10 protein-coding genes are annotated in these 14,662 nt (G+C 35.0%); 6 read left to right on the plus strand and 4 right to left on the minus strand.

The features are described from left to right. Positions 1–14: 14 nt before the first annotated feature. Positions 15–554: a DUF2911 domain-containing protein gene (locus ACFO5O_RS00355; RefSeq protein WP_387959834.1), complete on the minus strand. Its 540-nt coding sequence runs from the start codon at positions 552–554 to the stop codon at positions 15–17. Positions 555–833: 279 nt separating this feature from the next. Here ACFO5O_RS00355 and asnB point away from each other — a divergent pair, with 279 nt between their 5' ends. Then, a complete protein-coding gene (gene asnB, locus ACFO5O_RS00360) occupies positions 834–2,507 on the plus strand; it encodes an asparagine synthase B (protein WP_387959836.1) in 1,674 nt (557 codons plus the stop codon). 130 nt (positions 2,508–2,637) lie between these two features. Here asnB and ACFO5O_RS00365 read toward each other — a convergent pair whose 3' ends face one another. The 3 genes from ACFO5O_RS00365 to ACFO5O_RS00375 form a co-directional block, all read right to left on the minus strand. Further along, entirely contained in the window at positions 2,638–3,630 is a 993-nt protein-coding gene (locus tag ACFO5O_RS00365; RefSeq protein WP_387959838.1) for a T9SS type A sorting domain-containing protein, read from the minus strand. A gap of 27 nt (positions 3,631–3,657) precedes the next feature. Continuing rightward, entirely contained in the window at positions 3,658–4,674 is a 1,017-nt protein-coding gene (locus tag ACFO5O_RS00370; RefSeq protein WP_387959840.1) for a hypothetical protein, read from the minus strand. Between the two features lie 191 nt (positions 4,675–4,865). After that, positions 4,866–5,867: a helix-turn-helix domain-containing protein gene (locus ACFO5O_RS00375; RefSeq protein ID WP_387959842.1), complete on the minus strand. Its 1,002-nt coding sequence runs from the start codon at positions 5,865–5,867 to the stop codon at positions 4,866–4,868. A gap of 528 nt (positions 5,868–6,395) precedes the next feature. Between ACFO5O_RS00375 and gyrB the strand changes: the two genes are divergently transcribed. The 5 genes from gyrB (at position 6,396) to secDF (ending at position 14,497) form a co-directional block, all read left to right on the plus strand. Next, a complete protein-coding gene (gene gyrB, locus ACFO5O_RS00380) occupies positions 6,396–8,336 on the plus strand; it encodes a DNA topoisomerase (ATP-hydrolyzing) subunit B (RefSeq protein WP_387959844.1) in 1,941 nt (646 codons plus the stop codon). A 179-nt stretch (positions 8,337–8,515) separates the two neighbouring features. Beyond that, positions 8,516–9,526, plus strand: a complete 1,011-nt coding sequence (locus ACFO5O_RS00385; RefSeq protein WP_387959846.1) for a DUF6588 family protein — start codon at positions 8,516–8,518, stop codon at positions 9,524–9,526. A 118-nt stretch (positions 9,527–9,644) separates the two neighbouring features. After that, a complete protein-coding gene (gene mdh / locus ACFO5O_RS00390; RefSeq protein WP_387959848.1) occupies positions 9,645–10,565 on the plus strand; it encodes a malate dehydrogenase in 921 nt (306 codons plus the stop codon). Positions 10,566–10,642: 77 nt separating this feature from the next. Next, on the plus strand, positions 10,643–11,305 hold the full coding sequence (locus tag ACFO5O_RS00395) for a hypothetical protein (protein ID WP_387959850.1): 663 nt from the start codon (positions 10,643–10,645) through the stop codon (positions 11,303–11,305). A 210-nt stretch (positions 11,306–11,515) separates the two neighbouring features. After that, positions 11,516–14,497 (plus strand): protein translocase subunit SecDF, encoded by a 2,982-nt coding sequence (gene secDF, locus ACFO5O_RS00400; RefSeq protein WP_387959852.1) that lies wholly within the window; start codon positions 11,516–11,518, stop codon positions 14,495–14,497. The last annotated feature ends 165 nt before the right edge of the window (positions 14,498–14,662 follow it).

Here is a 14,662-nt window from a genome sequence, read left to right on the forward strand (position 1 = left end):
TAACTGAAATTTAATTATTTCGATGAGGTGGGTACTGAAACTCTTACCTTGTCCCATCCAATATGCATAGCGCCATTGTCGTCAAATGCAATGGAAAAGGCTTCTAATGATTCATCACCCATGCTTACAGGTGCAGTAACTCTAGCAACATCTTTAGATTCGTCATAAAAATAGGATCCCCAAGTGTTTACATCCGAATTTATAATAATTGTCCATTCTTTTTCGCCAGGAATGGTAGCCATGGTATAAGTTCCTGCAGGAACCATTTTACCTCCAAAATTGGTGTCCTTGTAAAAAGTAATCTCGGCTGCTTCATTTGCGCCAGTACGCCAAACTTTGCCATTTGGTGCTAGTTTATCTAGTGATCGTCCATTAAGTTGTGGTCGGCTGTAGACCACTTTTACAGTTTTGTTAGCATCCTTGTAGCTTGAAGGGTAGGCTGCTGCATCCATTGGACTTTTATCTAATCCAGAAAATTTTTGTGCATTTACGTTAACAGTAAATAGCATAACGATTGCAAATGAAATGGTTGTAAGTAATTTTGATGTCTTCATAATGTGTTTGTTTTTTTAGAATTCTTAAAGTTAGAGAATTGTTCGAAAAAGTGTTTTAATGTTTTGTTAAATACATTATTATAATTGATTTCTAGTCGATAAATACATTTAAAGTTTACAATTTTAATGTGGAAGTATTCAAAGATTGTAATTTAGTTATTAATTATTATGTATATCGTAGATTTAGTTTTAAATTGTAAGTTAATATGATGTTTATGTTTTATATATTAAACTATAATACAATATTTGCATCAATAATGATATTAAACTGAAAGAATTATGTGTGGTATTGTATGTGCCTTTGATTTAAAACAAAAGTCTGAAGACTTAAGACCTCAATTGTTGGAGATGTCAAAACGAATTCGTCATCGCGGACCAGATTGGAGCGGAATTTACAGTGATGATAAAGCTATTTTAGCCCATGAGCGTCTAGCTATTGTTGATCCGGCATCAGGAAAACAACCTTTATTTAGTCAAGACAGAAAACTGATTTTAGCTGCCAATGGTGAAATCTATAATCATAGAGAATTGCGTAAACAATTTGTGGGCAAGTATCAGTTTCAAACTGAAAGCGACTGTGAGGTGATTTTAGCGCTTTATAAGGAAAAGGGAGTAGATTTTGTTGACGAAATGAATGGTATTTTTGGATTCGCGATTTACGATGTTGAAAAAGATGAGTATTTTATTGCTCGTGATCACATGGGAATTATACCATTATATATTGGCTGGGATCAAAACGGGACCTTTTATGTCGCTTCAGAGCTAAAAGCATTGGAAGGTGTTTGTACAAAAATTCAACTGTTTCCTCCAGGACATTATTTGTCAAGCAAGGATGGAAAATTTGTACAGTGGTATAAACGCGATTGGACCGAGTATCAAGCTGTAAAGGAAAACGAAACCAGTATCAAAGCCATAAAAGAAGCATTGGAAGCTGCAGTACATAGGCAATTAATGAGTGATGTGCCTTATGGTGTACTACTTTCGGGAGGTTTAGATTCTTCCGTAACTTCTGCAATTGCCAAAAAATATGCTCAAAAACGAATTGAAACTGACGATACTGCCGATGCGTGGTGGCCGCAATTGCACAGTTTTTCTGTAGGATTGGAAGGTTCGCCTGACTTGGCCGCTGCTCGAAAGGTAGCAGATCATATAGGCACAGTGCATCATGAAATAAAATTCACTATTCAGGAAGGATTAGATGCGATTAGAGACGTAATCTATAACCTTGAAACTTATGATATAACTACCATTCGTGCAAGTACACCTATGTATTTAATGGCGCGTGTGATTAAGTCTATGGGGATAAAAATGGTGCTTTCTGGAGAAGGTGCAGACGAGTTATTTGGAGGTTATCTCTATTTTCATAAAGCACCAAATGCCCAAGAATTCCACGAAGAAACTGTTCGAAAACTATCAAAACTACACATGTATGATTGCTTACGTGCCAACAAAAGTTTAGCAGCATGGGGTATAGAAGGTCGTGTGCCATTTTTAGACAAGGAATTTATGGATGTGGCTATGCGTATTAACCCTCAAGATAAAATGATTAATGGAGAGCGCATGGAGAAGTGGGTAGTACGGAAAGCCTTTGAAGATATGTTGCCAGAAAGCGTAGCATGGCGACAAAAAGAACAATTTAGTGACGGGGTTGGTTATAGTTGGATTGATACTTTAAAAGAAATGGTAAATTCTGAAATTTCTGATGAGCAAATCAAAAATGCCCATTTCAGATTTCCAATCCAAACCCCACAAAACAAAGAGGAATTTTATTACCGTTCTATTTTTGAAGAGCATTTTCCAAGTGATGCTGCGGCCTTATGCGTGCCTCAAGAAGCAAGTGTAGCCTGTAGTACCAAAATTGCTTTAGAGTGGGACGAAGCCTTTAAAAACATGAATGACCCGTCGGGTAGAGCAGTAGCAAAAGTGCATTCTGATGCTTATGTGAAGGCATAACTGTAAATAGACTTACTTAAACTATAAAAGACCAATGAATTTCATTGGTCTTTTTTATTGCTATACTTTTGTTCAATAAGTTACTAGAATCTCTAATAGAGATAGGTGTTGGTTTTTTATGTGTCAATTCCTAATTGATGATGATTTTTTTATTTACTATACCTTTATCAGTTTTAATTTGTAAAAAATAAGTTCCTTTTGCATAATTGGAAACATCAATATTATTTAGGTTTGTATCCACTTCAAACGATTTAATCACCTTACCGGTAAAATCAATTAATTTTATGCTTTCGGTGGTTACAGTTTTAGTATCCACGGTAATTTCTTCACTAGAAGGTATTGGATATATTCTAGTAAGTAATAGTATGTTATCGTCAATACTTAAAGCTTCGGTAACGGTAAATCCAATGACTTCATAAAGTGACCATACACCGTTTTCATCTCTAGTTCTAATGTGAAGATAATGAGCTCCTTCGGCAAGTCCTCCCGATGGAATAGAAATCCCTTCATTAAGATTAAAAGTTGATGGATTGACATTTATAATATTACCACTTGCACCAGTGCCTGGGTCTGAATCAAAGAAATATTCGTATTGGTTGATGGCCGTTTGTAAAGGAGCGGCAAAACTATGTACTAAAAAGGTTTGCTTATAAAAAAGTGACCATCGATCTTCATCATCTTTTGTTCTAATATAAAGCGTATGGATACCATCACTTAATGCAGCTGGTATTGCCAAAGATTCACTTACACTAAAACTTGGCGTTATTGCAATAGCAGTTCCATTGTTTGTTCCAGGATCTGTATCAAAAAAATACTCAGCTGCAATAATTTGTGATGGCGTAGTCGTATCAGTAAAGTCATGTACCAAAAACGTCTGTTTGTAATACAATGACCAAGCATCATTAGCATCTTTTGTTCTAACGTAAAGTGTATGAATACCATTATTTAATGAATTGGTATTTATTGTAAAGGATTCGCTGATAGAAAAGCCCGGTGAGTTAATTGTTATTGGCGTTCCATTATCGATTCCAGGATCTGTATCTATAAAATACTCTGCTCGTTCTATTTGGGCATATCCAAATAAAGTAATGCAATGTAGTACAAGGGTGATTAGATTTTTCATAATATTAGTTTTGAATAATTGAAAAAGCTAATTCTTTTTCTCTGCCGTGAAGGTTACATTTAAATCTTGACCCATAGGAACAGACGAATTAGAAATATCTAAAGACGTCATATAAGGCCATAAATCAGGTCTGCCTTGAGAATCAAAATTGAACATCGCTCCATGCACACCTAAATCTGTACCATCTGTACCTGCATTTACAGCGGCACCAGAAACATTGTAATCATTATTATAAAAGTCTGAAATATCTCCAAATGCAAAAGAGAAACCAGGATTTGTATTATCAAGGTTGTTGCTTCCGTTTAATGTAGTTACCGTCAGTCCTTGTACATTGCGTGTTAGGCAATTATTGTAGACAACTGTTGAATTGCTTAAATTAAGATCAGTCACAGTTCCTTCCAGAATGAAAATATTATTATTGACAATAGGGTCGGCACAACCATTTGCAAAGTTGCCACTTGTGCTTATTAATATATTATTTAAAAAGCTTGAAGTGTTGTCGAAGCTTTGAATTGCGTAATTACTAGTGTTATCGAAAATATTATTTTTCACATTCCAATTGTTAGAACCACCTACATTTACTGTTGCGGTGATAAATATGTTTCCCTCAATAATCCAATTGTCATTATCTACTCTTCCGGTAATAGCAGATCCCGTTATCTTATTGTTAATTACCTGTATGTTATCAGCGTCACTACCAACGGCTGCACTTATATTACTAATGGTTAACCCTGTAATTAAAGAGTTTGCACTCATACCCCCAAATGTTATGTTTCCTACACTTGCAGTTTCATTAATTTTAGAAGTGCTAGGGTCATGCCCCATACCAACTATGATTAATCTTATATTAATTGTTTTATTACCATACCCAGTCGCGGATGGATGTATTTGAATGGTGTCACCTACGGTAGCATTATCAACCGCATCAGAGAAACTAGTGTAGTCAGCACCGGCGTTTTCACGATTGTCTACTGTAATCACTTTTTGAGCTTGTAAGGTTATAGAAATTAAGAGGCATACGAAAATAGAAGTAAGTGTTTTCATTGTGTAAGAATTTTAAGTTAATAAATGAAATGCCACAACTTAACAAGGTTGAATACAGTGAAATAAATTTGAAGTCTCTTAAAATTAGATACTTAGATCGATTTTAGATTCCAGATTTTTGTAAATGACAAAATTCTGGACTCATTTAAAATGTTGAATTTTATTAAAAGGTCAAAACACGAATTAAAAACTTAATTGGATAGCTTTTCATTTTTATATGTAAGTGGTGTTTTGCCTGTGGCTTTTTTAAACACCTCATAAAATGAAGATTTAGAGTTAAACCCAGCTTCCAAACCTATGGCTGTGATTGTGTATTTTGAAAACTCCGGATTTCTCAAATAGCGTTCAGCTTCTTTAATGCGGAAAGAGTTTAAATAATCTGGAAAACTGGTGTTCAATTCAGAATGTACGATGCGGGATAGATAACTCGGACTTATGTTTAAAGTTTCAGAAACACTTTCAAGGGTTAAATTGGAATCCAAATATTTCTTTTCATGAATTAATAAATTTTCAAGGGCTTCAATGTATTCATTCTTATGGTTGGATATTGGATTATCTGTGCTTAAAGAATCTTTTATAGATGCTGACAAATCTTTATCTATATAATTTCTAATCTTTTGGCGATCTGAAATAATACCATACTTATAGATGCCAACGTGGCCTAGCCAATAAATCATTACCGCCAATCCTAGCCATAAACTATAGAAAACTACCTGTCCACTTTTAATGTACATATTTCGAACTGTTAAATAAGCCCAAAGAAAAGTGAAAAGCCATATAATTATCAATGTAATCTTTAACCATTTAATGTCGTTGCGTACAATTTCCTTATTAAATGTTTGAGATTCCTTTTCAAAATGAATTGTCTTGTAAACCAAAATACCTAGGAGAATAATACTAAAAACTACCGAAAACATTTCTGTAAAAAGAACAAGTGTTCTATAATTGGGGTTTATCGGGTCAACTGTATGATTTCCTAACAATACCTGAACTCTAAAGTAAAATGTGAAAAGCAATGCAATTATGAATGGAAGGAATATTGATTTTTCTAACCATTTGGCTTTTCTTTTTGGATATAAAAAATAGATTACATAAAAATATATGATTGGTCCATCAATTGCAGCTAAAGGAATGTACAAATAAGCATACATGTCTAGCAAAGACATAAGACCAATATCAGGAATGATGTACATTAAATTTCCTAAAGAATAGCAAAAAATCAAGGCTACTAAATAAAATGTACTACGAGAATGATATTTTTTTGAAAACGCAACAATTATCGTAAATAGAAAGCCTTGAATTATGCCGACAATAATTAATAAATTGTAGATATTGAATTCCATTTCCCCTCAAATCTCCCTTAAAGATAATTTATTTTGGGCATTTTTTCTAGTGGCTTGCCATTAGTGAACATTTCACCTTAGTTGTTGCATTGTTTTTAGTAAGAAAAGGGAATCTAAAAGCGCATTATCTGCCCGCTATTGCCTTATGTCAATTTTACTGCTGTGTAAAAGTGTTAAAAAACAGTAAAATGCAATTTAAGACCATTTTTAAGCGATTTAAGACACTTTTTAGTAATTAACAAATGTTAATAATTTCAAGAGATATTGCCTGAAATGCTTTTTAAAAGCGGTTTAAATTGTTATCTTTGTAAGTATCCTAAAATGATGCCATGAGTGGCATTTTTTTTTGAACTCAAATCAAAATAATTTACAACATATATGAAGGAAGAATTTAATAAACACAACTATTCGGCAGACAGTATTCAGGCACTTGAAGGTATGGAGCATGTACGTATGCGACCATCCATGTACATTGGAGATGTTGGAACCCGTGGATTACATCATTTAGTTTATGAAGTAGTGGATAACTCCATTGACGAAGCATTGGCTGGACACTGTAATAATATCACTGTGATCATCAATGAAGACAACTCAATTACAACCGAAGATGATGGTCGTGGTATTCCTGTAGATTTACATAAAAAGGAAGGTGTATCGGCGCTTCAAGTTGTAATGACTAAAATTGGTGCTGGAGGGAAGTTTGATAAAGATTCTTACAAGGTGTCAGGAGGATTACACGGGGTTGGTGTAAGTTGTGTTAATGCATTATCCGAACATTTAAAAGCAACAGTTTATCGCGATGGTAAAATCTGGGAGCAAGAATACGAACGTGGTAAGGCCATGTATCCTGTGAAAACTGTTGGTGAAACTGACAAAAGAGGAACAACAGTTACGTTTAAGCCAGATTCGACCATATTTACCCAAACTTTAGAGTATAACTATGATACTTTAGCGAGTAGAATGCGTGAATTAGCCTATTTAAATAAAGGCATCACTATTCATCTTGTAGATAAACGAATGAAGAAAGATGATGGCTCTTTTGAAGGTGAGACATTTCATTCTGAAGAAGGATTAAAAGAGTTTATCAAATTTTTAGATGGTAATAGAGAGCCATTAATGAAAGATGTTATTGCATTTGAAGGTGAGAAAAATGGTGTGCCAGTTGAGGTTGCTATGGTTTATAATACATCTTATGCCGAGAACTTACATTCTTATGTAAACAATATCAATACACACGAAGGAGGAACTCATTTATCAGGATTCAGACGAGGTTTAACCATGACCTTAAAGAAATATGCTGACGAATCGGGGATGTTAGACAAGTTAAAGTTTGATATTGCCGGAGATGATTTTCGTGAAGGTTTAACCGCTATAATTTCTGTAAAAGTTCAAGAACCACAGTTTGAAGGACAAACAAAAACTAAATTAGGAAATAGAGAAGTTTCTGCAGCCGTTAGCCAGTCGGTTTCAGAAATGTTAACTGACTATTTAGAAGAGCACCCTGATGATGCTAAAATTATTGTTCAAAAAGTGATTTTGGCCGCCCAAGCACGTCACGCCGCTCAAAAAGCTCGTGAAATGGTACAGCGTAAAACCGTTATGAGTATTGGCGGTTTACCAGGGAAACTGTCGGATTGTTCAGAACAAGATCCAGCAAAATGTGAAGTGTTTTTAGTTGAGGGAGACTCGGCAGGAGGTACTGCCAAGCAAGGTCGAGACCGAGCATTTCAGGCCATTCTGCCATTAAGAGGTAAGATTTTGAATGTAGAAAAGGCGATGGTGCATAAGGTTTTTGAAAATGAAGAGATTAAAAACATCTTTACAGCTTTAGGCGTAACTATTGGTACAGAAGAAGATAGTAAAGCCCTAAACCTGTCTAAATTACGTTATCACAAGGTCGTTATCATGTGTGATGCCGATATTGATGGTAGTCACATCGCGACACTAATTTTGACCTTCTTTTTTAGGTATATGAAAGAATTGATCGAAGCAGGCCATATTTTTATTGCCACGCCACCGTTATATTTAATTAAGAAAGGAAACAAAAAACAATACGCATGGAGCGATAAAGAACGCGATACCATTGCTGAAGAGTTTGGAGGTAGCGTTAATATTCAGCGTTATAAAGGTCTTGGAGAGATGAATGCTGAACAACTTTGGGATACAACTATGAATCCAGAGTTTAGAACGCTACGTCAAGTTAATATTGATAATGGAGGAGAAGCCGATCGTATTTTTTCAATGCTGATGGGAGATGAGGTACCGCCACGTAGAGAGTTTATTGAAAAAAATGCCATCTACGCCAATATTGATGCCTAACAAATGTTAATTTAGTTTAAGCTTAAATAATTTAAATAGAAGCAGCTGCCTGTAAAGGGCAGCTGTTTTTTTGTGCATTTTGTTAAATAAATCGATGAAATACAATTTTTAGAGGTTGAAATCCGTTTATTCGTTTTAAATTTATTAGATTTGAAAAAAAAAATTAAATTACTTAACCTATGAAAAAGTTATCGCTAATTGCGGTTGTATTTACTGTGCTCTGCAGTAATGCTCAAGAAAATATTGATGATCTTCTTGCCGCCGGTGTTCAGGACGCCAAACAATTCACAACAGACTATATTGCTCCAGCCTCAGAAGGTTTAGCCTTTGGAATAAACAATGGCTGGTTTAATAATGCAAAAACACCACATCGCTTTGGTGTGGAAATTTCATTAATTGGAAATGCATCTTTTATTAAAGATGAAAAAAAATCCTTTTTAATGAATATAGCTGATTATGAAAATGTTCAGTTTAAGGACGGAAGTAGTTCAAAAAATGTAGCTACTGCTTTGGGTCATAATAATCCAGAAGTTACTATAATAGTTACTTACGATGATCCTATTTTTGGGGATCAAGAAATTGAATTGACATTGCCAACAGGACTAGGGTCTACTGACTTTAATTTAATTCCTACTGCATTTTTACAAGCTAGTTTTTCGCCTTTCAAGGGAACGCAGGTCAAAGCACGTTATTTCCCTGAAGTTAATGCCAAGGATGCTAAAATAGGATTATATGGTGCAGGAATTCAACAAGACTTTACCTCTTGGTTGCCAGCAGATAAAATTATTCCTGTCGCCATTTCCGGTCTGGTTGCCTATACCCATTTGAATGGAAGTTATGATTTTACAGACTCGAGTATTGTAGATGGAGAAAACCAACAAATTAATACAGAAGTCAATACACTATTGCTACAACTTATTGTAGGAACTAAATTAAATATCATTAATTTTTACGGTGGTTTAGGATATATTACAGGTAAATCTACTACTGATCTTTTAGGAACTTACCGCGTAAATAACGGTATTGTTTTTTCTGAAGAAATAGTCGATCCGTTTTCTATTAAACAAGATGTTTCAGGAGTTAGAGCGACTGTTGGTGCCAACCTAAAACTTGGTTTTTTTGGTCTTAATGCCGATTATTCAATCGCCGAATTTGACAGTGCTTCTCTAGGGATTAATTTTTCCTTTTAACTAAAAGCCAATATTCATCAAAAAGCATAAGATATAATCTTGTGCTTTTTTTATTTACCGCATAATAATTTGTAATTTTGCACTCTTATTTGTCAACACAATTTAAAATAAATTTCATATGAAAGTTACCGTAGTAGGAGCAGGAGCAGTAGGCGCTAGTTGTGCCGAATATATTGCTATCAAAGATTTTGCAAGTGAAGTCGTGTTATTGGATATTAAAGAAGGTTTTGCTGAAGGTAAAGCCATGGATTTAATGCAAACCGCTTCATTGAATGGGTTCGACACTAAAATCACCGGAGTTACAAATGACTATTCTAAAACAGCTAATAGTGATATTTGTGTTATTACTTCTGGGATTCCGCGTAAACCAGGAATGACGCGTGAAGAATTGATTGGTATCAACGCAGGTATTGTGAAATCAGTATCTTCAAGTTTAATCGAGCATTCTCCAAATACTATTTTAATTGTGGTAAGTAACCCTATGGATACCATGGCATATTTGGCGCATAAAGCTACTGGATTGCCTAAACATAGAATTATAGGAATGGGTGGTGCATTAGACTCTGCTCGTTTTAAATATCGTTTGGCTGAAGCCTTAAATGCGCCAATTAGTGATGTTGATGGTATGGTAATTGGAGGGCATAGTGATACTGGTATGATTCCATTAACTCGTCTCGCAACTCGTAACAGTGTTCCTGTTTCTAAATTTATCTCTTCGGAGCGTTTAGAGCAAGTAAAAGAAGATACTAAAGTTGGTGGAGCTACCTTAACTAAACTACTAGGAACATCTGCTTGGTATGCACCTGGAGCGGCAGTTAGTGGTTTAGTGCAAGCTATTGCATGCGATCAAAAGAAGATGTATCCTTGTTCTGTGCTATTAGAAGGTGAATATGGTATGAATGATATTTGTATTGGCGTACCCGTGATTTTAGGACGAAACGGAATCGAACGCATTGTTGAAATTGAATTAACCGATGCTGAAAAAGCAAATATGCAAGAAAGTGCCGATGCCGTGAGAAAAGTAAATGATCTTTTATAATTTTAAACTTTAAAAATTAAGATAGATAATGTAAAGACTGTAGAAATACAGTCTTTATTTTTTGTTATATTTGGCGCATGAAATTGAGATGGTACATTGGTACTTTAGTTATTTTACTTACCTTATTTGGTGTTGTTGCTAATCAAAAACAACAAGCACCCAATCAAGAAATTGTATTACAATTTGCTTCAGAAGTAGTCACGACTAATGAAACGCAAACTGCGCTTGCCATTGTTCGTGAGCAGTTACAGAGTGCTGGAGTTGTTGATATTCATATTAGTGAACAAGACGAAGGACGTCTAAAAATAACCTACTACAGTAATACCGATGTATCTAATATAAAAAGGATGCTTCTTACTGATAGCGGTATAGATTTAGGTTGTGTGTCAACTCAAGAAGGCCATCAACCAATCAATCCAACTTCAGAAAATCCTCCAGTAAAGTATAATCTCGATATTTATGAGATTCAAGAGAGTAAAAATTCGGCGTCAAGTACTTCTGGAAAACTGGCGTTAGAACCCAAATCTGAAACTAACAGATTTGTTAATCCTAACTTTCATTTTTGGTTTAACGAGCTTTATGTCATAAAAAATGAGGGAATTGTAAAAGAATCTTATAATTTCCAAAACTATAGTGCTATTGTCTCCGGCAATAATTCACATCAAATTCCCGAAGTTAGAGCAGGTCCCATTGCATATGGGCATGATACTAAACTTTATGCGATTAAAGAATTGTATTAAAGTTAAACGCATAAAAATGGGCCCTACACATTCAACTCAAGAATGAAGCACGCTATTCATTAAGGGATTAAAGCAACCACTCATTCATAAAACGCTTAATAGTTTAAGATAAAAACTATTCAGCATTCATATCATAAAAAAAATAATTGTCAAATCGGCTGTAAATTCTATATTTGCGCGTTAAAAAATTTGACCTAAAACTATAAAATAATGCAAAACAAAGGATTAGTAAAGCTGTTTGCACTCTTATTTGGATTGGTAAGTATTTATCAACTTTCATTTACGTTTAAAGCCAACCAAATAGAGGACCAAGCAGAAGCATTTGCTACAAGTAAGTACGATGACCCAGATTTAATCAGTGCCGAAGAAATAAGATATTTAGACTCTATCTCTAATAAAGAGGTTTTTAATATTTTGATTGCTAAATTTAGCCATAATGAGGTAAAAGAAAAAGCAATGAATCTTGGTCTTGACCTAAAAGGTGGGATTAATGTTATTCTTGAAATTTCAGTAAAGGATATCTTGAAAGGTCTTGCAAATAACAGTAAAGACCCAATATTCAACAGAGCTTTAGAAGATGCGGTGGAAATTCAAAAAGATGCACAAGAACCTTACTTGGAATCATTTTTCACAGCATTTGATGCCATCAAAGGCGATACAAAATTAGCGTCGCCTGATATTTTTGCGAACAGAACTTTAGTTGACGATGTAGATATCTCAATGTCTGATGACCAAGTGAAAGAAGTGATCAGAACCAAAGTTGACGAATCTATTGTTTCAGCTTTTGAGGTTTTGCGTAAACGTATTGATAAGTTCGGGGTTACCTCTCCAAATATTCAGCGATTAGGAAATTCTGGCCGTATTTTGGTTGAACTTCCAGGTGCAAAAGATGTTGAGCGTATTAAAAAACTGTTACAAAGTACTGCTCAATTAGAATTTTGGGATGTGTTAAATGGCCAAGAGCTAGGGGATTTCTTTGTAAGAACAAATGAAACTTTAAAAGCTGTAGTTGGAGAAGAACAGGCAGATGCTGAAGTCGCTCAAGACTCTACGGCTACTGAAGAGAGTGCAGATAGTCAAATTGATGCGCTTTTGGGAGATACTACTGCAAATGATTCGATTCAACCACAAGGTGTCAACCCATTGTTCGACATGATTTTTCCTCAAAGTGATCCTTCGGCATTGTTTGCAGTTAAGTCAGAAGATAAGGAAACTTTAGAGGCTTATTTAAAAATGCCACAGGTGAGGGCTAATTTGCCAGCAGAACAACGCTACACAAAATTTGCTTTTGGTTTACCTGAATTGAATAAAGAAACTGGAATAGAAACCGTAAATGTTTATGCACTTATTGGTAACAGAGATAACCAACCAGAATTAAGTGGAGCCGTTATTACAGATGCACGTCAATCATACAACAATCAAGGTAAGCCTTCGGTTAGTATGCAAATGAACGGTAAAGGTGCTAAAGTTTGGGAAACCATGACCGGTAGAGCCTATACGCAGCAAAGTCAAATTGCTATAGTTTTAGATGACATTGTATATTCTGCGCCTGGCGTAACTACTGGAGCCATTTCTGGCGGTAATTCTGAAATTTCAGGTTCATTCACCGTTAATGAAGCAGTGGATTTAGCGAATGTATTGAGAGCAGGTAAATTGCCAGCTTCTGCAGATATTGTTCAGGCTGATGAGGTTGGAGCATCTTTGGGGAAAGAAGCTATAGAAAGTGGGTCTAAATCATTTTTAATAGCTTTATCATTAGTGCTTATATGGATGGTGCTATACTATGGTAAGTCTGGTGGATTTGCCGATATAGCTTTAATGCTCAATATTTTATTGATCTTTGGTGTGCTTGCTGGCCTTGGGGCTGTTTTAACACTGCCTGGTCTTGCAGGTATCGTTTTAACTATAGGTATGTCGGTGGATGCTAACGTACTTATTTTTGAACGTGTACGAGAAGAGATTGGTAAAGGGAAAGGTCAAAAAGAAGCAATCAAGGATGGTTTTGCCAACGCATTATCTTCAATTTTAGATGCAAATATTACCACAGGGTTAACGGCGATTATATTATTCGTGTTTGGTACAGGGCCAATTAAAGGTTTTGCTACCACGTTATTGATCGGTATTTTAACCTCATTGTTTACAGCGATTTTTATTACCAGATTATTAGTGGATTGGTATGTAAATAGAGGCGGCAAATTAGACTTCTCAACAGCTATAACCAAAGGCTTCTTTAGAAACTCAAACTTCAACTTTGTGAGTAAACGTAAAATAGCATACGTTGTATCAGGTATTTTGTTGATAGTAAGTTTAAGTTCATTGTTTACAAAAGGATTAGATCAAGGTATTGACTTTGTTGGAGGTAGAACGTATCAGGTTCGATTTGATCAAATCGTAAACCCAGAAACAGTTGTCCAAGATTTGAATGCTACTTTTGGTAGTGCTGAAGTTAAAACCATTGGTAGTGCCAATCAGTTAAAAATTTCAACTAAATATAAAGTAGATGAAAATTCAGCAGAAGCTGATGAAGAAGTTCAAACCATGTTGTTTGAAAGCTTGAAGCCTTATTTACCAGAAGGCCTATCATATGCCGATTTTTCAGAAGGAAAGAACAACATAGGAAAAATGTACTCAAGTAAAGTGAGTCCAACCATTGCCGATGACATCAAAAAGGAATCCTTCTGGGCTGTATTGGGATCATTGGTAGTCGTATTCCTTTATATCTTATTGCGATTCAAAAAATGGCAATTCTCATTAGGTGCGGTTTCGGCTGTATTCCATGATGTTATTATCGTTTTAGGTGTATTCTCTTTAACGTATAAATTCATGCCATTTAGCATGGAAATTGACCAGGCATTTATTGCGGCCATCTTAACGGTTATTGGTTATTCCTTAAATGACACGGTTGTAGTATTCGATAGGATTAGGGAAGTGATTGCCGAACGATCTGGATTTAAAGGCGGGGTTAACATCAACTCGGCTATTAATAGTACTTTGAGTAGAACATTAAACACCTCACTTACTACGTTAGTGGTGTTATTTGCAATGTTTATTTTTGGAGCAGATTCGTTACGTGGACTTCTATTCGCTTTAATTGTGGGTATTGTTGTTGGTACATATTCTTCTATATTTATCGCGACTCCAATTATGTACGACACTTTGGATGATAAAGGTGAAGCACCAAAAGAAAAGTAAAATATTATCAAAATAGATTTAAAAGGTTGTCATTTTTTGGCAACCTTTTTTATTTGTTCAAAACAAAAATATATTTCTCATAATTTGAATTTTCAATTACTTATTTAGCTAATTTTGGCCTTTGATAAGACACCTTTGGTTCTATGAAAGTTTTTGAATATTTAG

Source organism: Geojedonia litorea (assembly GCF_042654525.1).
Classification (GTDB): Bacteria; Bacteroidota; Bacteroidia; order Flavobacteriales; family Flavobacteriaceae; genus Geojedonia; species Geojedonia litorea.

Coding starts and splice junctions, on each gene's coding strand:
- ACFO5O_RS00355 (WP_387959834.1), bottom strand. CDS start 554: ATGAAGACATCAAAATTACTTACAACCATTTCATTTGCAATCGTTATG.
- asnB (WP_387959836.1), top strand. CDS start 834: ATGTGTGGTATTGTATGTGCCTTTGATTTAAAACAAAAGTCTGAAGAC.
- ACFO5O_RS00365 (WP_387959838.1), bottom strand. CDS start 3,630: ATGAAAAATCTAATCACCCTTGTACTACATTGCATTACTTTATTTGGA.
- ACFO5O_RS00370 (WP_387959840.1), bottom strand. CDS start 4,674: ATGAAAACACTTACTTCTATTTTCGTATGCCTCTTAATTTCTATAACC.
- ACFO5O_RS00375 (WP_387959842.1), bottom strand. CDS start 5,867: ATGTACATCATTCCTGATATTGGTCTTATGTCTTTGCTAGACATGTAT.
- gyrB (WP_387959844.1), top strand. CDS start 6,396: ATGAAGGAAGAATTTAATAAACACAACTATTCGGCAGACAGTATTCAG.
- ACFO5O_RS00385 (WP_387959846.1), top strand. CDS start 8,516: ATGAAAAAGTTATCGCTAATTGCGGTTGTATTTACTGTGCTCTGCAGT.
- mdh (WP_387959848.1), top strand. CDS start 9,645: ATGAAAGTTACCGTAGTAGGAGCAGGAGCAGTAGGCGCTAGTTGTGCC.
- ACFO5O_RS00395 (WP_387959850.1), top strand. CDS start 10,643: ATGAAATTGAGATGGTACATTGGTACTTTAGTTATTTTACTTACCTTA.
- secDF (WP_387959852.1), top strand. CDS start 11,516: ATGCAAAACAAAGGATTAGTAAAGCTGTTTGCACTCTTATTTGGATTG.